Here is a 26507-nt window from a genome sequence, read left to right as displayed (position 1 = left end):
AGGCGGGATGCCCGGCGTCGCGCGCCTGGCAAGATCCGCCGGACAGGCCCTAGCCCTGGCCCGGTCCGGCTGTCCGGGCCTGACCCGGTCGTCCGGGCCCGGTCCGTTCGTCCGGGCCCGGTCCTCGGGACGCGCCTCAGGGCGCCGGGAACTCCAGCACGGCCAGCACCGGCAGGTGGTCGGTCGCGGCCCGCAGGTCGGCCCCGGTGACCCCGGGCAGCCCGTGCGGCACCCCGCAGCCGAGGACGGTGATCCCGGGCGTGGCGAAGACGGCGTCGATCCGCTGGTAGGGGTTCTCCGGGACGGACGTGAACTCGCCGCCCCAGGGCGCGGTCGGGTACCCGTCCCACATCCGGGAGGCCAGCAGCTGCCAGCCCGGCCCGTCCGGGTGCTCGTTGAAGTCCCCTGCCACGACGCCGTGTTCGGTGATCGCCAGCTGGTCGAGGAGCAGCTCGAACTGCCCGTACCGCTCCTGCGGGTCCAGGCTGAGGTGGCAGCTGGTGACGGTGAAGGGCGCGCTGCCGGGCAGCCGCAGCAGTGCGGTGGCGAAGCCGCGCGCGTGCAGGCCGCGGGTCTTGGGCAGCAGCCGGTCGTGCACGCCCAGCACCTCGACGGCGCCGGGCCGGCCGAGCAGCAGCGGTCCGGCGGCGGTGCGGCCGCCCCCGGCCAGGACGACCGTCCCGGTGTCCCGGGCCAGCCGGGCGGCCTGGCCCTCCGGGCGCCAGTAGCGCGGTGACTCCTGGACGCAGACCAGGTCGGGCGCGCAGGCCCGGATCACCCGCGCCAGCGCCCGCCGGTCGTCGCGCAGCGAACGGATGTTGTAGCTGAGCAGGCGCAGTCGGCGCGGGCCGCCCGGCGGCGGCTCGACGGGTGCGGCGGTCATGGTCCTCCCCTGGTGCGGTGTCCTGGGAAGGACGGTAGTGCGACGGCGGCGGCGCGTCCGGGATTGGTCGGGGCCCGGTCGCACCGCCGCCGGCGGGTCACGACGACTGCTGGGGATCGGTCAGGTGCGGGCGAGGTCCGCCGCGCCGACGATGCCGGCCGCGGAGCCCATGGAGGCCAGCACGACCTCGGCGCGGGGGCGGTGCACCCCGCCGGTCAGGTAGTGCTCGAAGGCCTTGGCGACCGGGTCGAGCAGCAGCCGGCCGGAGTCGGAGACGCCGCCGCCGAGGACGAACACGCCCGGGTCGAACAGCGCGGCGAGGTCGGCCATGCCGCGGCCCAGCCAGTCGGCCAGCTCGGCGTAGCACTCCAGGGCGAGCGGGTCGCCCTCCTCGGCCGCCTCGGTGATGTGGATGCCGCGGATGGTCTCGGCGACGCCGTCGTTGAGGTCCAGCATCCGCTGGCCGCGCACCGGGTCGGCCGCGGCCTTCTCCCGGCCGTAGCGGCGCAGCGCGCGCCCGGAGCCGTACTGCTCCCAGCAGCCCTTGCCGCCGCAGCCGCACTGGAGGCCGTCCGGGACCATGTTGAGGTGGCCGATCTCGCCGGCCACGCCGAAGCGGCCGCGGTGCAGCCGCCCGTCGAGCACGATGCCGCCGCCGATGCCGGTGCCGACGGTGATCAGCACCATGTCCTGGTGCTCGGCGGCCGCGCCGAAGCGGAACTCGGCCCAGGCGGCGCAGTTGGCGTCGTTCTCGACCACCGCGGACAGGCCGGTGAGTTCCTCGATCCGGCCGCGCAGCGGCTCGTTCTCCCAGTCGATGTTGGGCGCGAAGATCACCGTGGAGCGGTTGCTGTCGACGAAGCCGGGGGCTCCGACGCCGACGGCGGTGACACCGGGGTGCTGCTCCTTGAGCTCGCGCACGGCCTGCGCGATGGCGTCGACGGCCCACTGGGGGTCGGCCGGGGTGGGCACCCGGGTCCGCGCCAGGATCGCACCCGCCTCGTCGACCACGCCTGCCGCGATCTTGGTCCCGCCGACATCGACGCCGATGGTCAGAGCCATGTGTCCCTCAGCTATTCACTCGTTCCCGCTGGACGGAACGGTACCGCCCAACCCTGCCCCCGTACACAGCCTCGCATACATTATCCGAAGACAATTCTGGGACAGCCTGGCCGCGATGCTTCAAAAGTCGTATCGATTTTCCTTCTTCGTGACGTACGAGAGCAGCCTGGTCACGCTGCGGAATTCACGGATTCACTGCTTGGCGGACGGCCCGTCAGCCCCGTCGGCGCCCTCGGCCCGGCCGGGTGCGTCGAGGTCGATCTTCTCCACCGGCGCCCCCTCCCCGGCCGTCCAGCGCTGCTCGTGCCCGGCCACCGCGGCGCGGTAGGCGGCCAGCAGCTCGGCGCCGGCGGCGGCCAGCCCGGAGCCGGCCGCGGCGAGGTGGGAGTAGACCTCCGGCTGCTGGGTGCGCAGGCGGTCGGCCAGCCCGGAGAGGGTGATCAGGGTGGTGGCACTCGTCTCCTGCGCCTTCTCGCCGACGGCGGTGGCGAACCGGCGCACCTCGTCCACCAGCGGGCCCAGCTCCGGTCCGAACGGGTGGGACGGCCCGCTCCCCTGCTCCGTGCCGGGCTCGGTACGGTCGTCGGTGCTGGTCATCGCGGGCGCCTCCTCAGCCGTGGCCGCACCCCGCGGCCCCGTTCGGGCCGACGCTACCCGACCGGCCGGGCCGCGAGGAAAGGCCGGAAGGCCCGTCAGCCCTGCGGCCAGAGCGACGGGTCGGGTACGAACCGCACCGACAGCACGCCCTCGTGCAGCCCCGCCCCGGCGACCGTGCAGCGGCGCAGCGCGGCGGGCAGCGGGAGCACCCGGCGGTGGGCGCCGAGGCCGACCACCAGGTCGTCGCCCCGGCGGACCAGGTCCAGCCCGGAGCGGTCGGCGCCGGGCAGGTCGAGGTGCCAGACCAGCAGGCCGTCCTCGGCGAGCCGGTCCTCGACCGGCCAGGGCTGCGGTTCGAGCCGCTCGGGGCCGGGGCCGTCCCCGTACAGCCGGTCGGCGACGGCCTCCAGGGTGCCCTCGGCCAGGCCGGTGACCAGCACCGGGGCGTCGGTCTCGGCGGCGAGCCGGTCCAGCTCCTCCTGGCGGCGGCGGGCCAGCTCGGCCAGCCAGGGGTCGGGCGAGGCGAGGGCGGCGGGCGGCAGCGCGCCGTGCACCACGACGGCGTCCGGCCGGTGGCCGTACAGCGCGAGCCCGGCCCGGACCCGGCCCAGCTGCTCGTACGGGTGGCCGTCGGCGGAGACGACCAGGCGCACGCTGGTGCCCGGGTCGCTGATCGCGGCGCGGGACTCGGCGAGCACCGCGGCGGCCTTGGTGCGCCCCTCGTACAGCCACTCGGCGGGCATCGGGACGCCGGCCAGCCCGGCCAGCAGCGGGCGCAGCGCGCGGGCGGCCTGCCGCTGCTCGGGGACCAGCCGCTCCAGGTAGCGGGTGAGCTGCTCGGGCAGGGCGAGGGTGGCGATCAGCTCGGCGGGTGCCGGGGCGAGCACCACCAGGACGTCCTGGTCGGCGGCGGGCAGCGCGCGCAGCAGGGCGAGCCGGGCGATGCCGGGGAGGGCGGTCAGCTCCTCGGGGTCGAGCTGTTCGGCGCCGAGCAGGTCGAGGGCGGGCTTGAGCCGGCCGGTGAGCTCGCCGACGGCGTAGCGGAAGGCGGCCTGCTCGTCGATCCGGGAGACCGTCAGGCCCGGCGCGTAGCGGAGCGGTTCCGGCTCCAGCCGGGTGCCGAGCGCGGAGTCCAGGGCGCGGTGCGGGTCGTCGGCGGCCAGCAGCCAGGTGCGGTGGCCGCGCCGGGCGGCGTGCAGGGCGGTGGCGGCGGCCACCGCGGGCGCGCCCGCGTCGCCGCTGACCAGGATGGTGCGTGTCGCCGTCATGCCGTCAGCCCCCGTTCCGCCGTGCCCGGGCCCGTCAGCCCTCGACGCGCTTCTTCAGGCCGGCCAGGGCGCGGTCGATGATGACCTTCTCGGCCTTGCGCTTGATCATGCCGAGCATCGGGATCTTGACGTCCACGGCGAGCTGGTAGGTGGCCTCGGTGCGGCCGCCGGACAGCGGGGCGAGGGTGTACGAGCCGTCCAGCGAGCGGAGCATCTGGCTGCGGACGAGGGTCCAGCCGACCTCGCGGTCGCCGTCCCAGGTGTAGGCGAGGGTGTGCTCGTCGCGGATGGCACCGGCGTCGAGCAGCAGCCGGACCTGCGCGGCGCGGCCGTCCTCGCCGCTCTCCAGGACCTCGATCTCCTTGACCTCTCCGGTCCAGGCCGGGTAGGCGGCGAAGTCCGCGATCACGGCCATGACCGCGGCCGGGGTCGCGTCGATGATGATGCTCGACCTGGTGTGCTCCGCCATGGAAAGGCCCTCCGCCTCGTCCTTCTGCCTGCCCGGTCCGGTCGGGGCACGCTCGGCCCGATCCGCCCGGAGCAGGCTATCGCGACCGGCGATCTCCTCGGCGGCACGGGCACCGGCGGAGGCGGGCGGGGCGTCGGCGGCGGCCGGGGCGGGCCCGTCGGCGGGACGGCCACCGGGGACGGCCACCGGGACGGCCGGCAGGGCATGCTACCGGCCGGTCACCTGTGGGCTGTCGTAGGGTGCCAGTCGAACGACCCGGTCACGGCCTGGTCCGACCCGGCCGGGTGTGACACTTCGAACACCGGGGCCGACCCCCCTGGTCGAAGCTGCCTACCGGGCAGTAACGTCCTGCCGTCCCGCAGCGTCGCGAACGAGGAGCAGTCTTGCTCGACTTCAGCCTTCCGGCCCTCTACCAGGTACCGAGCGGCGGTAACCTCGCCGACCCTGTGCACCGGAACGCCGAGGAGCACCCGGACGTCGCGGTGCTCAGCCGGAAGGTGGACGGCCGCTGGCAGGAGTTGACCTCGGTCCAGTTCCTCGCCGAGGTGCACGCCGCCGCGAAGGGCCTGATCGCCGCGGGCATCGAGCCCGGCGACCGGGTGGGCGTCATGTCCCGCACCCGGTACGAGTGGACGCTGCTGGACTTCGCGATCTGGACGGCCGGCGCGATCACCGTGCCGGTCTACGAGACCTCCTCGGCCGAGCAGGTCGAGTGGATCCTCGGCGACTCCGGCGCCGTCGCCCTCGTCACCGAGACCGACCAGCACGTCAAGGTGGTCGCCGAGGTCCGCGACCGGCTGCCGGAGCTGAAGCACACCTGGCAGATCGAGGGCGGCGCGCTCGCCGCGCTGGCCGAGGCCGGCCGGGGCGTCCCGGACGCGACCGTCCAGGAGCGCCGGGCGATCGCCGGCCCCGACGACATCGCCACCATCGTCTACACCTCGGGCACCACCGGCCGTCCGAAGGGCTGCCAGCTGACCCACGGCAACTTCCTCGCCGAGTGCGGCAACGTGGTCGAGCGTCTGGCCCCGCTGTTCCGCACCGGCGAGAGCTCCGTGCTGCTCTTCCTGCCGCTGGCCCACGTGCTCGCCCGGATCGCCGAGATCGCCCCGGTGATGGCCCCGATCAAGCTGGGCCACGTCTCGGACATCAGGGACGTCACCGCCGAGCTGGCGTCGTTCCGGCCGACCCTGATCCTGGGCGTGCCCAGGGTGTTCGAGAAGGTCTACAACACCGCCCGTGCCAAGGCCCAGGCCGACGGCAAGGGCAAGATCTTCGACAAGGCCGCGGAGACCGCGATCGCCTACAGCCGGGCGCTGGACGCCGGCGGCGCCGGCCTGGTGCTGCGGCTCAAGCACGCCGTCTTCGACAAGCTGGTCTACAGCAAGCTGCGGGCCGCCCTCGGCGGCCGGGCCACCCACGCGATCTCCGGCGGCGCCCCGCTCGGCGAGCGGCTCGGCCACTTCTACCGGGGCATCGGCTTCACCGTCCTGGAGGGCTACGGCCTGACCGAGACCTGCGCGGCCACCGCCTTCAACCCGTGGGACAAGCCGAAGATCGGTACGGTCGGCCAGCCGGTCCCCGGCGCCTCGGTCCGGATCGCCGAGGACGGCGAGGTCTACTTCAAGGGCCCGCACGTCTTCACCGGCTACTGGAACAACCCCCAGGCCACCGCCGACACCCTCAAGGACGGCTGGATCGCCACCGGCGACCTCGGCGCGCTGGACTCCGAGGGCTACCTGACCATCACCGGCCGCAAGAAGGAGATCATCGTCACCGCGGGCGGCAAGAACGTCGCCCCGGCCGTGATCGAGGACCGCATCCGGGCCCACGCCCTGGTCGGCGAGGTCATGGTGGTCGGCGACCGCAAGCCCTTCATCGCCTGCCTGGTCACCGTCGACCCGGACTTCTTCCCGAAGTGGAAGGAGCTCAACGGCAAGCCCGCCACCGCCACGGTCGCCGAGCTCGCCGAGGACCCGGACCTGCTGGCCGCCCTGCAGTCCGCCGTGGACGACGGCAACGCGGCCGTCTCGCACGCCGAGGCGGTCAAGAAGTTCCGCCTGCTGGACACCGAGTTCTCCGAGGAGAGCGGCCACCTGACGCCCTCGCTCAAGCTCAAGCGCAACGTGGTGCTCAAGGACTACGCCGCCGAGATCGAGGCGCTGTACCGGAAGTAGGGCCGCGCCGGCGGCAGTACGGGTACGCCGAAGGGCCCCGGGGACTCCCCGGGGCCCTTCGCGGCGTCGTACCTTCGTACCTTCGTACCCGCGGACTGCCGTACCGGGCGTCAGCCCGCCAGCAGCGAGGTCAGCCGCCCGGCCAGCAGGTCCCAGCGCCAGGAGCGCTCCACCCAGCGCCGGCCGGCCTCGCCCATCCGACGGCGCAGCTCCTCGTCCCGCAGCAGCCGGACGATCCGCTCGGCCGAGGCCTCGGCCGAGCCGCCCGGCACCACGTACCCGGTCTCGCCCTCCAGCACCGCGTCCGGCGCCCCGCCGGAGTCCCCCGCGACCACCGGCAGCCCGGTCGCCGAGGCCTCCAGGTAGACGATCCCCAGGCCCTCCACGTCCAGCCCCCCGCGCCGGGTCCGGCACGGCATCGCGAAGACGTCCCCGGCCCCGTAGTGGGCGGGCAGCTCGGCCCACGGCACCGAGCCGGTGAACCGCACCGAGTCCCGGACCCCCTCGGCATCCACCGACTTCTCCAGGTCCGCCCGGTACGGCCCGCCGCCGACGATCAGCAGCACCGCGTCCGGCACGTCGCGCAGGATCAGCGGCATCGCCTCGATCAGGGTGTCCTGGCCCTTGCGCGGCACCAGCCGGGAGACGCAGACCACCACCGGCCGGTCCGCCAGCCCCAGCCGCCGGCGCACCTCGGCGCCCCCGGAACCGGGGTGGAAGGTCGTCTCGTCCACGCCCGGCGGCAGCTGCACCATCCGGGCCGCGGCCCGCGGCCCGACCGCGGCGGCGATCCGCGAGCGGGTGTACTCGCCCAGGTAGGTCAGCACGTCGGTGCCCGCGCCGATCCGCCGCAGCAGCTGCCGGGAGCCCGGCAGCTGGGCCCAGGCCGCCTCGTGCCCGTGGGTCATGCCGAGCAGCCGCCCGGCCCCGGCCCGGCGCAGCGCGGGCGCCATCAGGCCCAGCGGGGCGGCCGCCCCGAACCAGACCGAGTCGCACTTCTCGGCGCGCAGGATCTCGGCGGCCCGCCGGGTGACCCGGGGTGTGGGAACCATCACCTTCGTGCGTTCCCGGATCACCGGGAACGGCTGCTCGGCGTCGAAGGCGCGCACCTCGGTACCGTCCCGCCAGGTCGAGGCGTACACCACGACGCTCCCTGCGGGCTGACGGACGGCCATGTTGTGCACGAAGGCCTGGATGCCTCCCGGGCGGGGCGGGAAGTCATTGGTGACGATCAAGGTTCTGTGCATCAGGCCACGGCTCGCTCGGTCGGGGGGTGCTCGGTGTACCGCTGGGTGATCCGTACGATAGGTCAACACCATGACCCGCCGGGAACGGAACCGCGCACGGCAACCGTTTGACCCCCGGGTCAGTCCTAGTACCTAGGCCGCGGATGCGGCGGCCCGGGCGTCCGTCCGTACGACGCCTCCGGTGAGGACGTCGAGACGAACGAGGGAGCGCAGTGGAGTTGGCCCCGGCCACCGAGTCCGGTACTTCGCGCGGCCGCCTCGGCCGCCCGCTCGGGGCGCTCGCCGCCCTCGGGGCGACCTGGGTGGCCACCCGCACCGTACTGGTGCTGCTGATGACCGGGGTGCTGAAGGCGCCCGGCGGCGACGTCACCGCCGACGTCTGGATGATCTACCACGCCTGGTACGGCGTGCTGCAGACCGGCACCTTCCCGTTCGACGACGTCACCTGGCAGTACCCGCCCGGCGCCGCCCTGGTGATCCTGCTGCCGGGCCTGCTGCCCTGGTCGTACCTGACCTCGTTCTGGGTGATCTGCGGGATCGCCGACGCCGCCGCGGCCGCGCTGCTGATCCGCACCGGGCTGCGCCGGGGCCGGGCGCTGACCGGCGCCTGGCTGTGGGTGGTCGCCGTACCGCTGCTCGGCCCGATGATCTACAACCGCTTCGACCTGCTGGTCACCGCGCTCGCCCTGGCCGGCCTGCTGGCGCTGATCCGCCGCCCGGCGATCGGCGGGCTGCTGCTGGGCCTGGGCGGCATCGTCAAGATCTGGCCGCTGCTGGGCCTGATCGGCACCCCGTCCGGCCGCCGCACCCGCCGTTCCTGGACGCTGGCCGCCGCCACGGCGGTCTCGGTCGGCTTCCTGCTGGCGGCCGGGATGAACGGCGCCTTCGGCTTCCTGGCCTTCCAGGGGGCCCGCGGCATCGAGGTCGAGTCGGTGGGCGCGCTGCCGCTGCACATCGCCCGGCTGGCCGGGGGCTGGGACGGCAAGGTCACCATGAACTACGGCTCCCCCGAGATGCTCGGGCCGTGGGTCAGCGTGATCAGCAAGGTGATGATGGCCGGCACCGTGCTGGGCTTCCTCTGGCTGCTGCTGTGGCGCTTCACCGCCCGTCGGCGCAACGCCGCCACCATGTACGACGCGGCGCTCTGCGCGCTGCTGATCTTCGTGGTGACCAGCCGGGTGATCAGCCCGCAGTACCTGGTCTGGCTGGTCGGCGTCGCGGCGGTCTGCCTGACCGTGCGCGGCACCAGCCAGCGGCCGGTGGCGCTGCTGATCCTGCTCGCCTGCCCGCTCACCCTGCTCGAGTTCCCGACCTTGTTCACCCAGGTCCTGAACAGCGAACCGCTCGCGGTCGCCGTGCTGGGCCTGCGCAACCTGCTGCTGCTGACCGCCGCCGTGCTCTCCGGCATCCGGCTCTGGCGCTCCACTCGCGCCTCGACGGCCCTGGCGCCCACCGTGGTCCTGGCCGAGCCCCCGGCCCTGCCGGCTTCCTCCGGGTACCCGGTCCGCCCGGGCATCGCCTACGAGCAGGACCTGCTGGACGGCATCGACCACCCGGCCGGGCGGTAAGCGGCAGGGGGCCTTCGCTAGCCCTTCAAGGCCTCGACCTCGGCCCGCCAGAGCCCGGTGAACTCGGCCAGTCCGAGGCCCAGTTCGGACCGTAGCAGCCGGTCCGTCCGGTGCGTCCGCTCCTCGCCCGCCCCGTCGGCCGCGCCGACCGCCCGGTAGAAGGCGACCAGCCGCTGCGTCCCGTACCGGCGGGCGATCAGCTCGCAGGCCAGCCAGGACTGCTCGTAGGCCTGGGCGATGCCGTCGGCGCCCGCGGTGAAGTCCGCGTCGGCGGGCAGCGCGGCGGGCAGCTTCCCGGCGGCGACGTCCCGGGCCAGCTCGGGGGCGATCTGCTGCGGGCGCCGGCCGGAGTCCCGGTAGGCCGTCCAGTCGGCGACGCCCTCGGAGAGCCACAGCGGGGTCCAGGCCCGGGTGTCGGCCCGGGTCGCGACGTGGGTGGTCTCGTGGGTGACGACCACCTGGCGGCCGAAGTCGCTGAGCTTCGCGAAGGCCTCGGGGTTGATCACCACCCGGTCCGCCGGGGTGTGCCGGGGGGCGCCGGGGGCGGCCACGGTGACCGCCGCCATGCCCGTCCAGCCCGCCGGGTCGGCCTCCAGCAGCCGGGCGAACTGCGGCTCGGTGGCGGGCAGTTCCAGCAGCAGCCGGCCGGGCCAGGCGTCGCCCCAGACCGCGCTGACGGCCGGCACCGCCTTGTCCCCCACCGGGACCAGCCCGGCCGGGTCGGGCCCGTCGGCCAGGCCGAGCACCAGGCAGCGGGCTCCGGCGGCGGTGCGGACCGGGCCGAGGTCCCACGGCGCCGGGGGCCCACCGGCGCCCTCCTCGCGCTCGACCCGCCAGCCGCCCCGGTCCCGGACCAGCTCGATCCGGCGCGGGTACACCACCGGGTACTCGTCGTACCCGGCGATCCGCAGCGCCAGCTCGACGGACGCGCCCTGCCGCTCCGGCCCGGCGGGCGGTGAGAGCACCAGGTTCCGGTACACCGCCTCGGCCCCGGTCAGCCCCGACCGGGCGGGCAGCGAGCGTGCCCGCGCCGCCAGCAGCGCGGCGACCTCGGCCTGCCGGTCGACGGCCCGCCCGCCCGGCGGCGGCGGGGCCACCGGGGGCAGCGACAGCTGGGCCAGTCCGCCGGCCGCCAGCAGCAACGCACCGCGCCGGGACAGCACCCGGCGCGCGGGGTCTATCGGGTGGGGGCCGTCCGGCCCGGAGGGCGTCGCGCTCAGAGCCGGACCACTCCCGAGACCGGCATCGCGTTGACGCTCTCGTACCGGACCTTGGCACCGGGGTACGGGGCGTGCACCATCACGCCGCCGCCGGCGTACATCCCGACGTGGTGCATGTCCCGGTAGAAGATCACCAGGTCTCCCGGCCGCGCTTCGGAGAGGCTGATCCGCTGCCCGGCGTACGCCTGGGCCTGCGAGGTCCGCGGCAGGGTCACTCCGGCCTGCCGCCAGCTGTAGTACATCAGACCGGAACAGTCGAAGGCACGCGGCCCGGTGGATCCGTAGACGTAGGGCGAGCCGACCATCCGCACCGCGGCGGCCAGCGCGGCCGCCCCGCGCTCGGAGGCGGCCGGGGCGTTGCCGAGGTCCAGCCGGTCGGTACCGCGGGTGGCGCGCTGCTCGGCCTCCCGGGCGTCCTGGGCGACCATCCGGTTCCGCTCGACGGCGCCCAGGCTGTTGAGCAGCTTCTGCGCCTTGGCGAGGCGCTGCTGGATCTGCTGCTTGTTCTCGGCGAGCGAGCGGCGGGCCTCGTCCAGTTCGGCGAGCTTGGCGGCGGTCTCGGTGCGCCGCTGGTCGAGCCGGCGCTGACGGGTGACCAGCTCGTGCAGGGTCTCCTGCTGGCGCTCGGCGGCCTGGCCGAGGGTGCGGGCGCGGGTGAGGTAGGCCTCCGGGTCGCTGGAGAGCATCAGCTGGGCGGTCTGGGTCATCCCGCCGCCCCGGTACTCGGCCCCGGCGACCGTGGCGAGGTCCCCGCGCAGCTCGTTGAGCTGCTCCTGGGCGGCGGCGACCTCGCCCTGGAGGATCGTGGTCTCGCCCAGCAGCCGCTTCTGCGCCTCCTGCGCGGCGTTGTACTTCTCCGAGGCCTGTTCGGCCTCGTCGTACAGCTGCTCGACCTGGGCCTTGACGTCCTTGCGGTCGGGCGCGTCCGGCGCCCCGGGGGCGGCCTGGGCGCTGCCGGCGGTCGCCACACCCAGGGCCGTGGTGGCGGCCGCGGTCAGTACCAGCGCACGGGCGAGCAGTTGGGAACGACGGTGCACGGGCATGCGGCAACGGCTCCAGTCCTGCGGCGCGGCCCCGCGGCCGCGCCCCGGTGGGCGGCCGTCGAGCGGGAGTCCGGTGGCAGACGTTAGCGAGTCCGGGCAAGTGAGTCCAAACCCCTACCGACCCGAATATTTGACCCCTAATCGGACACCAGGTCGAGCCGCCGGAAAAGCCGCAGGCCCGGCCCTCCGTGACGGAGGACCGGGCCCGTGAACGCGTGGCCGGGGATCAGACCCGCACGATGGAGGCCAGCGGCATGTTGGAGACGGCCTCGTAGCGCACCGACGCACCCGGCTTGGGAGCGTGCAGCACCTGGCCGTTGCCCGCGTAGATGCCGACGTGGTGGGCGTCGCCGTAGAAGATCAGCATGTCGCCGGGCTGGGCCTGGGAGATGTCCGAGCCGATCCGGGTGCCGGCGCCGGCCTGCTCCTGCGAGGTGCGCGGCAGCGACACCCCGGCCTGGTTGAACGCCCAGACCATCAGGCCGGAGCAGTCGAAGGAGCTGGGGCCGGTGGCGCCCCAGACGTACGGGCTGCCGACCTTGGTGGCGGCGGCGGCCAGCGCGGCGGCACCGTGCGAACTGCCCGGGGCGATCTTGACCGGCGCGGCGGTGGAGCCCGAGCCGAGGTCGCTGCGGCTGCTGTCGCGCGAGGCGCGGTCCGGGGCGGCGGCCTTCGCGGCGGCGTCCGCCTTGGCCTTGGCGTCGGCGGCGGCCTTGTCCTCGGCCGCCTTGATCGCCTGGCGCTCCTGCTCGGTCAGCGTGTTGAGCAGGTCCTGGGCGGCCTTGAGCTTGTTCTGGACCTCGTCCTTGGAGGCCTTCAGCTGCTGGGTCGTGGACTCCAGCTCGCCGAGCTTGCCCTGGGCCTCGGTGCGGTCCTGGTCCAGCTTGCGCTGCTGGTCCTGGAGCTGCTTGAGCTGGTTCTTCTGGGTGCTGCCCGCCTGGTTCAGCGCGCCGGCCTGGTTGAGGAAGTTGTCCGGGCTGGAGGAGAACATCAGCTGGACCGTCGGGGATATGCCCCCGTTGCGGTACTGCTCGCCGGCGATCTCGGCCAGGCCGCCCTGGAGGTCGGTCACCTGGGCCTGCTGGCGGGCCACCTGGTCCTGGAGGCCGGAGACCTGCTTCTCCAGCTCCTGCTGCTTCTCCTGCGCGGCGTTGTACTTCTCGGTCGCCTGCTCGGCCTGCTCGTTGAGCTGGTCGACCTGCTCCTTGACCTGGTCCTTGGTCGGCTGCGGGTCGGCGTGCGCGCCGGACTGCGCGGAGAGCGCGACGGCGGCGGCGGCGAAACCGGTCAGGATCGAGACGCGGGTACGGCTGGCGGGCTTGGGACGACGATGGGACGCCACGAAGGCGGACTCCTTCTTCCTACGCCGCCTACCGGGTGAGCTGACGGGTTCGGGCCGGAAGCATGCCCTACGACGCCTCACCGGCCTCACCTACGGCCGACCTGGCGCCGATTCACCCCGGAGGAACGTGTGGTTCCCCGGCTCCGCTCCACAGCGCCCCCGACTACTGGGCTCCCCTGTCGGGCAGTCGCTTCGACCTGCCCCGCTGTTTCGCGAACTCGGCGGTAACCACCGCCGCCACCCAGGCTGGGTGATCGACTGTGCGGTGGTTCGGAGCACGACCCTAGTAACTGAACCGTGATCCGTTCAAATCCTTGTCAGAAAAAAGACGGAAGATTACCCATGTTCTTTTGTGAAAATGACTGATGGTGATCACCGGCGCACGCAAAGCTGATCGACTCTCACCCTCCGGCCCGCCCGGTCCGCAAACCCGGAGCGCCACCCCCGACCGGAGGTGGCGCGGATCACAGGGCCGGAACCGGCCCCTCGGGGAGGTACCGGAGCGTCAGATCCGGCGGATCGTGTTGATCGACATCGCGTCGGCCTTCATCACCTTCACCACGTCACCGGTGTGCGGCGCGTGGACCACCATGCCGTTGCCGATGTACATCCCGACGTGGTGCATGTCGCCGCCGTAGATCACCAGGTCACCCGGCTGGGCGGTGGCCAGCGTCACGGCGGTCCCGATGTGGCCCTGCTCCTGCGAGGTGCGCGGCAGCGAGACGCCGGCCTGGCCGTACGCCCAGACCATCAGGCCCGAGCAGTCGAAGGTGGAGGGCCCGGTGGCGCCCCACACGTACGGCGAACCCTGCTTGCTCATCGCCTTGGCCACCGCCACGGCGGCGTAGCCGCTGGCCGGCGGCAGGTTGCTGAGGTCGACCCGGTCGGCGCCGCGGGAGGCGCGGTCGTCCTGCTGCTGCTGGGCCCGGAGCGCGGCCCGGTCGGCGGCGCTGAGCGAGTTCAGCAGGTCCTGGGCGGTCTTCAACTTGGTGTTGACGTCCGCCTTGGCCTGGTTGAGGTCCTTGGTGGTGGAGTCCAGGGAGGCGAGCACGGCGGCCGCCTCGGCCTTCTCCTGGTCCAGCCGGCGCTGCTGGTCGAGCAGGCCCTTGAGCGCCTCGGTCTGGGTGGTGCTGGCCTGCTGGACGCTCGACGCCTTGTCCAGGTAGCCGGACGGGTCGGAGGAGAGCATCAGCTGGACGGACGGGTCGATGCCGCCGGTGCGGTACTGCTCGCCCGCGACCTGGGCCAGGCCCACCTGGAGCTGGCTCATCTGGTCCTGGCTGCGGGCCACCTGGTCCTGGAGCTGGTCGGCCTGCTTGCGGAGCTGGTCGGAGCGCTCCTTGGCGCCGTTGTACTTCTCGGCCGCCTGCTCCTGCTCCTGCTGGAGCTGGTCGATCTGCGCCTTGACGTCACTCTTGTTCGGCTGCGGCGCGGCATGCGCGGCGACCTGGGCGGAGAGGGCGACCGCGGTCGCAGCAGCAGCGGTGAGCACGGAGACCCGCGCGCGGCTCGGCTGCTTGGGACGGCGGTGGGAGGCCAAGGGACCGGCTCCTTCTTCCATCGGACTCACCTGATCAGGTGAGATTCCGGAAAATAGGTTTGACGCCAGACCCTAGTGAAGATCTACCCGTTTTGCCACTCCCCCGAAGGCGTGAACTCCGGTTCCCCCACTGACTTCACCGGATCCGCACACCCGCACGGAAGCCCCACTGACCTGCCGTCACAGCCCCCATCCCGACTCCGACCCGGCTCGGGGCCGGCTCAGGGCCGGGCCAGCCGGTTCAGCAGCAGCACCGAGGCCACCGGGCGCGCACCCGCCTTCCGCACGCCCTCCGCGACCTCCCGGTCGGTGGAGACCACCACCACCGGACGGCCCTGCGGCTCGGCCCGGACCAGACGGCGGATCAGCTCGTCCGCGGTCTCGCCGGTCCGGCTGAACCGTACCCGCACCCCGCGCGGCGGCGCCATGATGACCGGTACGTCCAGGTCCTGCCCGTCGAACACACAGGTGACCTCCGCCTGGGTGCGCTGGGCCAGCATCGCCAGCCCGCCCAGCAGCCGGATCCGCTGCTGCTCCAGCGGCAGCGCCGGGTACCCGGTCTTGGTCACGTTGTAGCCGTCCACCACCAGGTGCACCTGGGGGATCGCCAGCAACTGGTCCAGCAGCGCCGGGTCGTCCTCGGCCAGGCCGCGCCGGGCCACGTCGTGCGGCGAGGCCGACCCCGGCACCACCGCCTCCACCAGGTCCGCCGGGCGGAGCTGGGAGACCGGCAGCGCCAGCTCCCGCTGGAGGCCCTGCGCCGACTGCAGCACGGTGTCCAGCAGCAGCCGCAGCCGCATGTCCTCGACGCTGCGGCCCTCCCGGGCCGAGCGGCGGCCCTGCTCGACCGCGGTCTCCAGTTCGGACACCCGGTGCCGCAGCCGCCGCGCCTCGGACTCGGCCGCGCTGCGCTCCCCGGTGGCCTGCGCCCGCGCCGCCTCCAGCTCCCCGGTCACCCGCCGGGTCTCGGCCTGCGCCCGCCGGGTGTCGCTCTCCAGCGACCGCACCTTCTTGCGCAGCGACTCGGCCTCCCGCCGGACGCCCTCGAACTCCGCGCGCTGGCGGTCCAGGTCCGCCCGCGCCGCGGCCCGCACCTCGGCCAGCTCGGCCTGGAGCTTCTCCACCTGCCGGGCGGCCTCCGCCGCCGCGTCCTCGGCGCCGGCCCGCTCGGCCTCCTCGCCCGCCTCGGCGACCAGTCGGCTCCAGCCGGGCGAGCGCACCAGGTAGGCGGCGGCCGCGACGTCCATCGGATCGGCGGCGCCGGGGACGGTGCCCGACTCCAGCGCCTTCACCAGGTCCGGCTGGCCCAGCCGCAGCCGCTCCGCTATCCGCACCCGGAAGGCCGGCTCGGACTCCAGCGCCGCCGCCAGCGCGGTGGCCGCGTACTTGGCCCGCCGCGCGGGGGTGAACTTGACGTACTGACGCAGGCTCTGCGGCAGCTCCCCGGGCGGCAGCCCGCCCAGCGCGTCCGAGGCCAGCCCGACCACCCGCCGGCGCACCCCTTCGGGCAGCGGCCGGTCCAGCTTCTCGGGCGCCCGCTCGGCACCCGCGCCGGCCGGGGCCCCGCCGGCGTCCCCCGGGAGGTCGGTCTCGGACCGGACCGGCCCGGTGGCCGGCTCCGGTGCCGGCGCAGCGGGCTGAAGCCCCTGCGCTTCGCCGGGCTCCCTCGCTGCGTCCACCACGTCCTCGGCTCCGATCCTGGTCCAGCGGGTGCGGCCGCGGCCGCCCCTGTCGTCACGCTCCGTGCGTCTTGTCTGTATTGTCCCGTGCGGTGGACGGCGGTGTCGCGCACCGCCCACCGCACCGGAGGGGTCAGCCCTGCGTGGTGGGGGCCTCCGCGGCCTCGGCACCCGGACGGGCCACCAGCTCGACCTGGTCCACCGCGTTGCACCAGCGGCAGCGCACGGACTCCACGGTCTCGCTGTGCACCTCGGTCTCCTCGACCCGGGATTCGCCGGCCAGGTCGAAGTGCAGGAACTCGGTGACCAGCGCGGAGCGGGTCACGTCGAAGCGGGTGAGGTTGCCGCACAGCGTGCAGCGCCAGCGCGTCTCGGCGGTCGGAGCGGGGACGGTCATCGGGGGTCCTCTCGGCTGGTCCCTGGGCGGGCCGGGCGCTCCCCCGGAGCCCCGGCGTCGGCGGCGGGAGGCGGGAATGCCCGGCCCAAGCCTATTGCCTGGGGCAACCACGAGGACCACCGGTCAGCTGAGATGACCGGAGTCCGTCCCGCCCCGCCGGACGGACCAGTAGTCCACCTGCCGTAAACCGCCGTGTCACCTGCCGCGCCCGGAGGGATGCTTGGCCGCATGGCGCTCACGGCCCCCGACCACACCGACGCGCGGGACGGCCGCCCGGCGCTGCCCGCCCCGGCGGTCACCTACGCCCTGATCGCGGTCAACACCCTGGTCTTCCTGCTCGGCCCGGCGGCCGGCCTCAACCCCCTGTACGGCACCGGCCAGGCCCGGATCTGCGCCGAGCAGCGGTACGAGCAGCGCTGGGGCGCCGTCCCCGCCGAACTGCTGACCGGCCACCCGCTGACCGCCGGACAACTGGCCGAGGCCCCCGACCCGGTCCCCGGCTGCCCCGCCGCCCCCACCCCGGGAAAGCACCCGGCGGTGTCCGCCCTCACCGGCCTCTTCCTGCACGCCGGCTGGCTGCACCTGCTGGGCAACCTGCTCTTCCTGCACGTCTTCGGCCCGACCGTCGAACGCCGGGTCGGCCGGGCCAGGTACCTCCTCTTCTACCTGGCCGCCGGCTGCACCGCCTCGTACGGCTTCGCGCTCGCCGAGGCGCACTCGCCCGACTCCACCCGGGTCCTGATCGGCGCCTCGGGCGCGATCTCCGCCGTGCTCGGCGCCTACCTGCGCTTCCACCCGCGGGCCCGGGTGACCACCCTCGTCCCGCTGCTCCTCTTCCTCCCGCTGCGCTTCCCGGCCTGGCTGGTGCTCGGCCTCTGGTTCGCCCTGCAGTGGTGGTCGGTGCACTCGGCCGGGCCCGGAGTGGCCTACCTGGTGCACGTGATCGGCTTCTCGGCGGGCTTCCTGTACGCCTGCACGGTGGTCGGCCACCCCCCGAGACGCCCCGGCTGAGGCCCGATACGCTGGCCGCACCCCATCAAGGAGCCCGAACTGTGATCACCGCCATCGTCCTGATCAAGACCAGTGTCGACCGCATCCCTGAGATCGCCGAGGCCATCGCCGCGATCGAGGGCGTCAGCGAGGTGTACTCGGTGACCGGCGGGTACGACCTGGTGGCGATGGTCCGGGTGCGCCGCCACGACGACCTGGCCGAGGTCATCCCAGGCCGGCTCAACAAGGTCCCGGGCGTGGCCCACACCGAGACCCAGATCGCCTTCCGCACCTACTCCCAGCACGACCTGGAAGCGGCCTTCGCCCTCGGCCTGGACGAGTAGGACTCAGCTCGCGCGACGCGTGTCGGCGACGCAACGGCCGCCCTCGTTGCGGTAGTTCCACGCCGCGCCGTCCGAGACCAGCTCGCGGACCGCGGCCAGGAAGCGCTCGACGTGCTCGTCCGGCGTGCCGGCGCCGAAGCTCACCCGGATCGCGTTCAGGCTGCGCTCACCGGGCAGCGAGGGCTCGGGCGCCCCGCACTCGGAGGGCGCCACGTCCTCGTCCCCGAGCAGGGTGCGCACCAGCGGGTGGGCGCAGAACAGCCCGTCGCGCACGCCGATGCCGTACTCGGCGGACAGCGCGGCCGAGAAGTGCGAGCTGTTCCAGCCCTGGACGACGAAGGACAGCACGCCCACCCGGGCCGAGCCGGCCCCGAACAGGTTCAGCACCCGGACCTCGGGGATCTCCGCCAGCCCCGCCGTCAGCCGCTCGACCAGCTCCCGCTCCCGGGCCTCCAGCGCGTCGAAGCCGGCCTCGGTGAGCGCCCGACAGGCCGAGGCGATCGCGTAGGCGCCGATGACGTTGGGCGAGCCGGCCTCGTGCCGGGCCGGGCCGGTGTGCCACTGCACCGCCACCGAGCCGTCCAGCTCCCGGGCCACCGTCCGGGTCGCCCCGCCGCCGGCCAGGTAGGGCTCGGCCGCGTCCAGCCAGTCGGAGCGCCCGGCCAGCACCCCGGCGCCGAACGGCGCGTACAGCTTGTGGCCGGAGAAGGCGATCCAGTCGACGCCCAGTTCGCGCACCGAGACCCGGTGGTGCGGGGCCAGCTGGGCGGCGTCCAGCACCACCCGGGCGCCGTACCGGTGCGCGGTCCCGGTCAGTTCGGCGACCGGCCACAGCTCGCCGGTCACGTTGGAGGCGCCGGTGACGCACAGCAGCTTCGGGCCCTCCGGCGCCGCGGCCAGCGCCTCCTCCAGCGCGGCCACCGCCTCGGCCCGCGAGCGCGGCGCCCGCAGGTAGCAGACCTCCAGCCCGGCGTGCGCCCACGGCAGCAGCGAGGCGTGGTGCTCGGTCTCGAAGGCGAACACCCGGGTACCGGCCGGGACGGCGGCGGCCAGCAGGTTGAGCGAGTCGGTGGTGGCGCGGGTGAAGACCACCTGGTCGCCCTCGCGCAGGTCGAGGAACTCGGCGACGGTCCGGCGGCTCTGCTCGAACAGGTCGGTGGACAGCTGGGAGAGGTAGCCGGCGCCGCGGTGCACGCTGCCGTAGTAGGGGGCGTAGGCGGCGACGTCGTCCCACACCCGCTGGAGGGCCGGCGCGCTGGCCGCGTAGTCGAGAGCCGCGTAGCCGACCTTCTCACCGCTGACGAGCGGGACCTCGACGTCGTGGCCGAGGACGGCGAGCGGGGCGGTGGTTCCGAGGGAGAGGGACATGAGGATGCACTCCTTCACGGGTAAGGGACCCCGGGAGTGCTGATCGTCCGGTGTCCGCGCTTGTCGCGCGGACGGCTTGCCCGGCGACCCGGTCCTCACCCAGGGCACCCCGCCACGGACGGAGGGTTGCCGGACAGCGAGCTGGGGCTTCGCGCTGTCACTCATGACCTGGCGAAGACTCTAGGTCGGGTACGTCGGAGGGTCAAACAGGCATCCACCATCCGGACAGCCTCCTCGGCGCGCCCCTCCGGCTCGGGGCGGGCAGCCGGAGGGCCCGTGCCGACGCATCGACACGGGCCCTCAACTACCGGCTCAGATCCGGCTGGTGGCCTCGGACCAGCGCCGCAGCAGGTCCTGCGCCCGGCCGGAGTCGATCGCCTCGGCCGCCCGCACCATGCCCGCCGCGAGCTGCTCCGCCAGCGGGGCGTCGCCCAGCTCCAGCGCAACCAGCGCCGCCGCCGTGTTCAGCAGGACGGCGTCCCGCACCGGCCCGCGCTCCCCGGCCAGCAGCCGGCGCGCGACCTCGGCGTTGTACGCGGCGTCGGCCCCGCGCAGCGCCTCGATGCCGACCAGCTCGATGCCGACGTCCCGCGGGTCGAACGTGGTCTCGGTGACCACGCCGTCGCGCACCACCCAGACCCGCGAGGTGGTGGTGATGGTCAGCTCGTCCAGCCCGTCGTCGCCGCGGAACACCAGCGCGGTCGCCCCGCGCCGGGCGAGCACCCCGGCGATCAGCCCGGCCAGCCGGGTGTCGAAGCAGCCGATGGCGTGCGAGGTGACCTTCGCCGGGTTGGTCAGCGGGCCGAGGATGTTGAAGGCGGTGGGCACCCCGAGGTCGCGCCGCGCGGTGGCGGCGTGCCGCATCGAGGGGTGGAACTTCGCCGCGAAGCAGAAGGTGAGCCCGACCTCCTCGGCCACCTGGGCCACCCGCCGGGAGGAGAGGTCGAGTGCCACCCCGAGCTTCTCCAGCACGTCCGAGGAGCCGCTGGACGAGGAGGCCGCCCGGTTGCCGTGCTTGACCACCTTGGCCCCGGCCGCCGCGGCGACGATCGCCGACATGGTCGAGATGTTGACGGTCTTCGCCCGGTCCCCGCCGGTGCCGACGATGTCGACCGCCGGGCCGGGGATGTCCAGCGGCTCGGCGTGGTCGTACATCGCGTCCACCAGGCCGGCGATCTCGTCGACCGTCTCGCCCTTGGCCCGCAGGGCCACCATGAACCCGGCCACCTGGACGGGGGACGCCTCGCCGCTCATGATCCGGTCCATCGCCCACGCGGTGGACGAGCGGTCGAGGTCCTCCCCCTTCAACAGAGCCGCCAGGATGTCCGGCCAGGTGCGGACCACCTGCGCGGGGTCGGTACCACCGTTCGCAGGGTTCACGTTCACCATGGCTGACTCCAGCTGTAGTCGGTTCCCCCGCACCGGGGGGACGTCCGTACGGATGGAGCCAGCCTATCGAGCGGCGGGGTGCCCACGGCGCCCCCTTCTCCAGGACTGAGACGGCACCGCTCAGCGCGTGGCCGGGGCCCGCTTGGCCAGCCGGGCCCGCAGCAGGGTGGCGACCGCCTCGGCCAGCGCCACCGGCTCGACCGGGTGGGAGATCGCGGCATCGGCCCGGCTCCAGGCGGCGAGCCAGGAGTCCTGCGGCCGGCCGATCAGCACCAGCACCGGCGGGCACCCGTAGATCTCGTCCTTGAGCTGGCGCCCGAGGCCGAGGCCGCCGGCCGGCACCGCCTCGCCGTCCAGCACGCACAGGTCGACGCCGCCCTTCTCCAGCGCCTTGATCACCGCGGGGGTGGTCGCGCATTCGAGGTAGGACAGCTCCGGAAGATCCTCGGCGGGGCGACGGCCGAGCGCCGTCAGCACCTGCTCGCGGGTGTTGCGGTCGTCGCTGTAGACGAGGACGGTGAGCGTCTCGTCGGTCGTGTACGCCATGGACCCTGCTCCCTCAAGTGTGATCCGGACCACGTTCACCTGATCCGGATGCTACTCCCGTTTCCCCCGTCGCCGGTCCCCCTCGCGCACGTTCCCCCTCAAGCCGCCGCGCCCGTGACTCACCCGCTCGGAGGACGGCCCGTCACCCGGACCCGCCCGGTCCACCCGGACGGCGGATGCGGCGCCCCGCCCCCCTACGGCAGGACACTGGGCCGACCGTGCAACGACGCGCCGGGCAACGGGGTCGCGGGCCCCTCCGAGGAACCGTCAGAAAAGGGACACGCCGCTGCTCAGCCCTCGTCCGGACCCTCCGTCGGCCTTCAAGCGGGCATACCGCACGCACCGGACACTCCGAGGGACACCCCCCGACGTGAAGACGGAATAAGGGACCGACATAATGTCCGTCGTGGCGACAGCAACAGCAACAGAAACCGGGCACGCGCACGGATCGGTCAATCGACCGAACATGGTCAGCGTCGGAACGATCGTCTGGCTCAGTTCCGAGCTGATGTTCTTCGCGGCCCTCTTCGCGATGTACTTCACGCTCCGCTCCGTCAAGGGAGCCGAGTTCTGGGCCGAGAAGGCGCACGCCCTCAACGTGACGTTCTCCTCGATCAACACCACGATCCTGGTGCTCTCCTCGCTCACCTGCCAGCTCGGCGTGTTCGCCGCCGAGCGCGGTGACGTGAAGAAGCTCCGCGGGTGGTTTGCCCTCACGTTCTTCATGGGCGCGATCTTCATCGGCGGCCAGGTCTACGAGTACACCGAGCTGGTCAAGAACGACGGCCTCTCGCTGTCCTCCGACCCGTACGGCACGGTGTTCTACCTGACCACCGGCTTCCACGGTCTGCACGTGACGGGCGGTCTGATCGCCTTCCTGCTGGTCCTGGGACGGACGTACGCAGCCAAGCGCTTCACGCACGAGCAGGCCACCGCCGCGATCGTCGTGTCCTACTACTGGCACTTCGTCGACGTCGTGTGGATCGGCCTGTTCGCGACCATCTACCTGATCAAGTAACCAGCTGATCAGGTCGCTGGCCACCGGCAGCGGCCCCCGCCCTCACCGGCGACGGGCCGCTTCTGCCGGTGCCGACGCTCCCACCGACCGACCGCGCGCGCAGCCTTGGACAGGCAACCTCGTGCCGGCCAGACCGGCCGCCGGGTGCACCCACCAGTCGACCAGATCCTGACACCGGGGTTATTCCGTGAAAAAGCTCTCCGCACGACGGCGCCACCCATTGGCGGCGCTGGTCGTCCTACTTCTCGCCCTGGCGGCAACCGGGGGGCTGTACGCCGCGTTCGCGCCCGCCGACAAGGCGCAGGCCGACGTCGCCGCGCAGTCGCTCGCGATCGATGAGGGCAAGAAGCTCTTCGCCGTGGGCTGCTCCTCCTGCCACGGCCTGAACGGCCAGGGCAGCAGCGACGGTCCGAGCCTGGTCGGCGTGGGCTCCGCCGCTGTCGACTTCCAGGTCGGCACCGGTCGCATGCCGGCCCAGCAGCCCGGTGCCCAGGTGCCGCGCAAGAAGGCCATCTACAGCCAGAGCGAGATCGACCAGCTCGCCGCGTTCGTCCAGTCGCTCGGCCCCGGCCCGATCACGCCGGACGCGAAGCAGTACACCTCGACCAACCCGGACGACATCTCCAAGGGTGGCGAGCTGTTCCGCACCAACTGCGCCCAGTGCCACAACTTCGCCGGCCAGGGCGGTGCCCTGACGAAGGGCAAGTACGCCCCGTCGCTGGAGGGCGTGGACGCCAAGCACATCTACGAGGCCATGCAGACCGGCCCGCAGCAGATGCCGTCGTTCCCGGACAGCACCATGCCCGAGGAGCAGAAGAAGCAGATCGTGGCCTTCGTCCGCCACACCACCAACGATGAGCCCAACCCCGGCGGTCTCACCCTGGGCAGCCTCGGTCCGGTGACCGAGGGTCTGTTCGGCTGGATCTTCGGCCTCGGCACGCTCATCGCGGTCGCGATCTGGGTCGCCGCCCACACCACCAAGGCCAAGAAGTCATGAGCCACGACATGTCAGAAGAGAAGCTCCCGGAGCCGCACGGCTCCGCCGGCGAGGTGGCCGACCACGGCAACCCGTTCGCCGACCCGGGCCTGCCGGCCCACGAGCCCCGCCGCACCGACATCGACGAGCAGGCCGCCAAGCGGGCCGAGCGCCAGGTCTCGCTGATGTTCGTGGTCTCGATGCTCGCGACGATCGGCTTCATCGCCTCGTACGTGGCCATCGACCCGGACAAGATCGTCTACATCTTCCCGCTGGGCCACGTCAGCGCGCTGAACTTCGCGCTCGGCCTGACCCTGGGCGTCGCGCTGTTCATGATCGGCGCGGGCGCGGTCCACTGGGCCCGCACCCTGATGTCGGACGTCGAGCTGCCGGCCGAGCGTCACCCGATCGAGGCCTCCGACGAGGTCCGCAACGACGTCATCGACCAGTTCAAGACCGGTGCCGCCGAGTCCGGCTTCGGTCGCCGCAAGATGATCCGCAACACCCTCATCGGGTCGATGGCGCTGGTCCCGCTCTCCGGCGTGGTCCTGCTCCGCGACCTCGGCCCGCTGCCGGAGAAGAAGCTCCAGGAGACGGGCTGGAAGGAGGCCACCCCGGCCAAGCCGGTGCAGCTCGTCAACATGAGCACCATGCAGCCGATGAAGCCCGAGGACCTCGTGATCGGCTCGCTGACCTTCGCGATGCCGGAGGGGCTCACCACCCACGACGAGGACTTCCAGCAGCGCATCGCCAAGGACGCCCTGATGCTGGTGCGCATCGCGCCGGAGGACATCAAGGACGACAAGTCCAAGGAGCTGGGCTTCGAGGGCATCCTCGCCTACTCCAAGATCTGCACCCACGTCGGCTGCCCGATCAGCCTGTACGAGCAGCAGACCCACCACGCGCTCTGCCCCTGCCACCAGTCGACCTTCGACCTGGCGGACGGCGCGCGCGTCATCTTCGGCCCCGCCGGCCACCCGCTGCCGCAGCTGAAGATCACCACTGACGAGCAGGGCAACCTGATCGCCACCGGCGACTTCGAGAAGCCTGTCGGCCCGAGCTTCTGGGAGCGTGCTCGATGAGTAGCGCGAGCAGCACCAAGACCGGTGCCGCCAAGCCCTCCAGCACGCGTGCGAACCCCGCCAACAAGTGGGAGTCCGCGGCTGACTGGACGGACGGCCGGCTGGGGATCTACTCCCTCGCCAAGGCCAACCTGCGCAAGATCTTCCCGGACCACTGGTCCTTCATGCTGGGCGAGATCTGCCTCTACACCTTCGTCATCATCATCCTGACCGGTGTCTACCTGACGCTGTTCTTCAAGCCGTCGATGGCCGAGGTCGTCTACAACGGCTCGTACGTGCCGCTCAAGGGCATCGGGATGTCCGAGGCGTACGCCTCGACGGTGGACATCAGCTTCGAGATCCGCGGCGGTCTGCTGATCCGCCAGATCCACCACTGGGCCGCCCTGGTCTTCGTGGCCGCGATGCTCGTGCACATGATGCGCGTGTTCTTCACGGGCGCGTTCCGCAAGCCGCGCGAGATCAACTGGGTCTTCGGCTTCCTGCTGCTGGTCCTCGGCATGTTCGACGGCTTCTTCGGCTACTCGCTGCCGGACGACCTGCTGTCGGGCACCGGTATCCGCTTCATGGAAGGCGCGATCCTCGCGGTCCCGCTGGTCGGCACCTACATCCAGATGTTCCTGTTCGGGGGCGAGTTCCCCGGCCACGACATCGTGCCGCGGTTCTTCACCATCCACGTCCTGCTGATCCCGGGCATCATGCTCGGCCTGCTGGTCGCGCACCTGATCCTGGTCTTCTACCACAAGCACACCCAGTGGGCGGGCCCGGGCAAGACCGAGAAGAACGTCGTCGGCATGCCGCTGATGCCGGTCTACATGGCCAAGGCCGGTGGCTTCTTCTTCCTGGTCTTCGGCATCATCGCCGCCATCTCGGCGATCGCCACGATCAACCCGATCTGGGCGTACGGCCCGTACCGTCCGGACCAGGTGTCGACCGACGCCCAGCCCGACTGGTACATGGGCTTCTCCGAGGGCCTGATCCGCGTCATGCCGGGCTGGGAGATCAGCCTGTGGGGCCACACCCTGAACCTGGGTGTCTTCGTCCCGCTGATGATCTTCCCGCTGGTCCTGGTCGCGATCGCGGTCTACCCGTTCATCGAGGGCTGGATCACCGGCGACAAGCGCGAGCACCACATCCTGGACCGCCCGCGCAACGCCCCGGTCCGCACCGCCCTGGGTGCCGCCTGGATCAGCCTGTACCTGGTGCTGCTGGTCGGTGGTGGCAACGACCTGTTCGCCACCCACCTGCACCTGTCGATCAACTCGATCACCTACTTCGTGCGCGCCGGCTTCTTCGTGGTGCCGGTCATCACCTTCATCGTCACCAAGCGCTGGTGCCTCGGCCTCCAGCGCCGCGACAAGGAGAAGGTGCTGCACGGCCGCGAGACCGGCGTCATCAAGCGCCTGCCGCACGGTGAGTTCATCGAGGTGCACGCCCAGCTGCCGGCGAAGGACCTGCACACCCTCACCGCGCACGAGCAGAACCAGCCGGTCGAGCTGCCGGCCCAGACGGACGAGAACGGCGTGGCCCGCAAGGCCGGCGCGCTCACCCGCACCCGGGCCAAGCTCTCCCGCGGCTTCTACGGCGAGGGCAGCCAGATCCCCAAGCCCACCGCCGAGGAGCACCACGAGATCACCAGCGGCCACGGCCACCACTGATCCCGTACGCGCCCGCGTCACCCCGAGGGCCGCTGACCAGAGTTCATCTGGTCAGCGGCCCTCGGCCTTTGCCCCTCCGCCGGTACCCCTCTGCCAGTAGTACCCCTGCCGGCCCCGCATCCGCCGCGTCCCCAGGAGCCACCCGTGCAGCTGTCCGTCGACCCCGCCGCCGCCACTCCCCCGTACGAGCAGATCCGCGCCCAGATCGCCGAGCGGGCCCGCTCCGGTGCGCTGCCGACCGGGCTGCGGCTGCCCACCGTACGGGCCCTCGCCGAGGAGCTGGGGCTGGCCGCCGGAACGGTCGCCCGGGCCTACAAGGAGCTGGAGGCGGACGGCGTGGTGGAGACCCACGGCCGGCGCGGCACCCTGATCGCGGCCACCGGGGACGCCGCCCACCGGCTGGCCGCCGAGGCCGCCGCCGAGTACGCCGAACGCGCGAGCCGGCTGGGCCTGTCCCACCCGGAGGCCCTGGCCGCCGTGGTCACCGCCCTGGGCCTGGCCTACCCGCAGGCCTGAGGGCCCGGCCCGGGCCCTGGGAGGCGGCCTCGGCCGGACCGGGCCTAGGGCCTGTCCGGCGGATCTTGGCAGATCAGCGCGCGGCGTTGGGCGCCCGGCTGGGCGTGCGCCCGAGTCGGCCTCGTACTGGA

Annotated in this window: 24 protein-coding genes and 2 riboswitches; of the genes, 9 read left to right on the top strand and 15 right to left on the bottom strand. The window is 73.0% G+C overall.

Features of this window, described 5'->3' with window-relative positions:
* Positions 1-136: 136 nt before the first annotated feature.
* From ACFXPX_RS36085 to ACFXPX_RS36065, 5 genes are all read right to left on the bottom strand, one after another.
* Entirely contained in the window at positions 137-883 is a 747-nt protein-coding gene (locus tag ACFXPX_RS36085; RefSeq protein WP_380644561.1) for an endonuclease/exonuclease/phosphatase family protein, read from the bottom strand.
* 120 nt (positions 884-1003) lie between these two features.
* Positions 1004-1945 carry an ROK family glucokinase gene (locus ACFXPX_RS36080; protein WP_375893276.1) on the bottom strand — a complete coding sequence of 314 codons (942 nt, stop codon included), beginning with the start codon at positions 1943-1945 and terminating at the stop codon, positions 1004-1006.
* Positions 1946-2137: 192 nt separating this feature from the next.
* Entirely contained in the window at positions 2138-2542 is a 405-nt protein-coding gene (locus ACFXPX_RS36075; protein WP_375893278.1) for a DUF5304 family protein, read from the bottom strand.
* Positions 2543-2637: 95 nt separating this feature from the next.
* Positions 2638-3810 (bottom strand): ArsA family ATPase, encoded by a 1173-nt coding sequence (locus ACFXPX_RS36070; protein WP_380644560.1) that lies wholly within the window; start codon positions 3808-3810, stop codon positions 2638-2640.
* Positions 3811-3844: 34 nt separating this feature from the next.
* Positions 3845-4279, bottom strand: coding sequence for an SRPBCC family protein (locus tag ACFXPX_RS36065; RefSeq protein WP_375893282.1), 435 nt, complete (start codon positions 4277-4279; stop codon positions 3845-3847).
* A gap of 383 nt (positions 4280-4662) precedes the next feature.
* Here ACFXPX_RS36065 and ACFXPX_RS36060 point away from each other — a divergent pair, with 383 nt between their 5' ends.
* The gene (locus ACFXPX_RS36060; RefSeq protein WP_380529854.1) at positions 4663-6456 is read left to right on the top strand and encodes an AMP-dependent synthetase/ligase; all 1794 of its coding nucleotides are present in this window, start codon (positions 4663-4665) and stop codon (positions 6454-6456) included.
* A 110-nt stretch (positions 6457-6566) separates the two neighbouring features.
* On the opposite strand, the gene ACFXPX_RS36055 is transcribed toward ACFXPX_RS36060, so the two are convergent.
* Complete coding sequence (locus ACFXPX_RS36055; RefSeq protein ID WP_380644559.1) at positions 6567-7703, bottom strand: glycosyltransferase family 4 protein; 1137 nt, start codon at positions 7701-7703, stop codon at positions 6567-6569.
* A gap of 212 nt (positions 7704-7915) precedes the next feature.
* Here ACFXPX_RS36055 and ACFXPX_RS36050 point away from each other — a divergent pair, with 212 nt between their 5' ends.
* Positions 7916-9271, top strand: a complete 1356-nt coding sequence (locus tag ACFXPX_RS36050) for a glycosyltransferase 87 family protein (RefSeq protein WP_380529850.1) — start codon at positions 7916-7918, stop codon at positions 9269-9271.
* A gap of 17 nt (positions 9272-9288) precedes the next feature.
* Here the strand turns inward: ACFXPX_RS36050 and ACFXPX_RS36045 are convergent, their stop codons facing one another.
* The 6 genes from ACFXPX_RS36045 to ACFXPX_RS36020 form a co-directional block, all read right to left on the bottom strand.
* Entirely contained in the window at positions 9289-10434 is a 1146-nt protein-coding gene (locus ACFXPX_RS36045; RefSeq protein WP_380644558.1) for a hypothetical protein, read from the bottom strand.
* Between the two features lie 53 nt (positions 10435-10487).
* On the bottom strand, positions 10488-11534 hold the full coding sequence (locus tag ACFXPX_RS36040; RefSeq protein WP_375893290.1) for an NlpC/P60 family protein: 1047 nt from the start codon (positions 11532-11534) through the stop codon (positions 10488-10490).
* A 226-nt stretch (positions 11535-11760) separates the two neighbouring features.
* Complete coding sequence (locus tag ACFXPX_RS36035; protein ID WP_380529846.1) at positions 11761-12876, bottom strand: NlpC/P60 family protein; 1116 nt, start codon at positions 12874-12876, stop codon at positions 11761-11763.
* Between the two features lie 10 nt (positions 12877-12886).
* Positions 12887-13042, bottom strand: a riboswitch (cyclic di-AMP (ydaO/yuaA leader).
* Between the two features lie 339 nt (positions 13043-13381).
* Positions 13382-14416, bottom strand: a complete 1035-nt coding sequence (locus ACFXPX_RS36030; RefSeq protein WP_375893294.1) for an NlpC/P60 family protein — start codon at positions 14414-14416, stop codon at positions 13382-13384.
* A gap of 221 nt (positions 14417-14637) precedes the next feature.
* The gene (locus tag ACFXPX_RS36025) at positions 14638-15939 is read right to left on the bottom strand and encodes an NYN domain-containing protein (protein ID WP_375893323.1); all 1302 of its coding nucleotides are present in this window, start codon (positions 15937-15939) and stop codon (positions 14638-14640) included.
* Positions 15940-16228: 289 nt separating this feature from the next.
* Positions 16229-16492, bottom strand: coding sequence for a hypothetical protein (locus tag ACFXPX_RS36020; protein ID WP_380644557.1), 264 nt, complete (start codon positions 16490-16492; stop codon positions 16229-16231).
* A 228-nt stretch (positions 16493-16720) separates the two neighbouring features.
* Between ACFXPX_RS36020 and ACFXPX_RS36015 the strand changes: the two genes are divergently transcribed.
* Together ACFXPX_RS36015 and ACFXPX_RS36010 are read left to right on the top strand one after the other, a co-directional pair.
* Complete coding sequence (locus tag ACFXPX_RS36015; RefSeq protein WP_380529843.1) at positions 16721-17503, top strand: rhomboid family intramembrane serine protease; 783 nt, start codon at positions 16721-16723, stop codon at positions 17501-17503.
* Positions 17504-17544: 41 nt separating this feature from the next.
* A complete protein-coding gene (locus tag ACFXPX_RS36010; RefSeq protein ID WP_030240061.1) occupies positions 17545-17826 on the top strand; it encodes an Lrp/AsnC ligand binding domain-containing protein in 282 nt (93 codons plus the stop codon).
* 3 nt (positions 17827-17829) lie between these two features.
* Here ACFXPX_RS36010 and ACFXPX_RS36005 read toward each other — a convergent pair whose 3' ends face one another.
* The 3 genes from ACFXPX_RS36005 to ACFXPX_RS35995 form a co-directional block, all read right to left on the bottom strand.
* Positions 17830-19194: an aminotransferase class V-fold PLP-dependent enzyme gene (locus ACFXPX_RS36005; protein ID WP_380593185.1), complete on the bottom strand. Its 1365-nt coding sequence runs from the start codon at positions 19192-19194 to the stop codon at positions 17830-17832.
* 51 nt (positions 19195-19245) lie between these two features.
* A riboswitch (SAM riboswitch) is annotated at positions 19246-19363 on the bottom strand.
* 143 nt (positions 19364-19506) lie between these two features.
* On the bottom strand, positions 19507-20583 hold the full coding sequence (trpD, locus tag ACFXPX_RS36000) for an anthranilate phosphoribosyltransferase (protein ID WP_375893302.1): 1077 nt from the start codon (positions 20581-20583) through the stop codon (positions 19507-19509).
* 120 nt (positions 20584-20703) lie between these two features.
* Positions 20704-21129, bottom strand: coding sequence for a hypothetical protein (locus ACFXPX_RS35995; RefSeq protein ID WP_375893304.1), 426 nt, complete (start codon positions 21127-21129; stop codon positions 20704-20706).
* Positions 21130-21526: 397 nt separating this feature from the next.
* Between ACFXPX_RS35995 and ACFXPX_RS35990 the strand changes: the two genes are divergently transcribed.
* The 5 genes from ACFXPX_RS35990 to ACFXPX_RS35970 all read left to right on the top strand — a co-directional run bounded on the left by ACFXPX_RS35990 (position 21527) and on the right by ACFXPX_RS35970 (position 26376).
* Positions 21527-22147: a heme-copper oxidase subunit III gene (locus ACFXPX_RS35990; protein WP_375893306.1), complete on the top strand. Its 621-nt coding sequence runs from the start codon at positions 21527-21529 to the stop codon at positions 22145-22147.
* Between the two features lie 187 nt (positions 22148-22334).
* Positions 22335-23144 (top strand): c-type cytochrome, encoded by an 810-nt coding sequence (locus ACFXPX_RS35985; protein ID WP_375893308.1) that lies wholly within the window; start codon positions 22335-22337, stop codon positions 23142-23144.
* A gap of 8 nt (positions 23145-23152) precedes the next feature.
* A complete protein-coding gene (locus ACFXPX_RS35980) occupies positions 23153-24205 on the top strand; it encodes a Rieske 2Fe-2S domain-containing protein (protein ID WP_375893309.1) in 1053 nt (350 codons plus the stop codon).
* On the top strand, positions 24202-25860 hold the full coding sequence (locus ACFXPX_RS35975; RefSeq protein WP_380529837.1) for a cytochrome bc complex cytochrome b subunit: 1659 nt from the start codon (positions 24202-24204) through the stop codon (positions 25858-25860). Before ACFXPX_RS35980 ends, ACFXPX_RS35975 begins: the two co-directional genes overlap by 4 nt.
* A 144-nt stretch (positions 25861-26004) precedes the next feature.
* Positions 26005-26376 carry a GntR family transcriptional regulator gene (locus tag ACFXPX_RS35970; protein ID WP_375893312.1) on the top strand — a complete coding sequence of 124 codons (372 nt, stop codon included), beginning with the start codon at positions 26005-26007 and terminating at the stop codon, positions 26374-26376.
* The last annotated feature ends 131 nt before the right edge of the window (positions 26377-26507 follow it).

It is taken from the genome of Kitasatospora sp. NPDC059146 (genome assembly GCF_042786665.1).
In the GTDB taxonomy this organism is placed as follows: Bacteria; Actinomycetota; Actinomycetes; order Streptomycetales; family Streptomycetaceae; genus Kitasatospora.
This window is presented reverse-complemented; position numbering and strand designations above follow the sequence as displayed.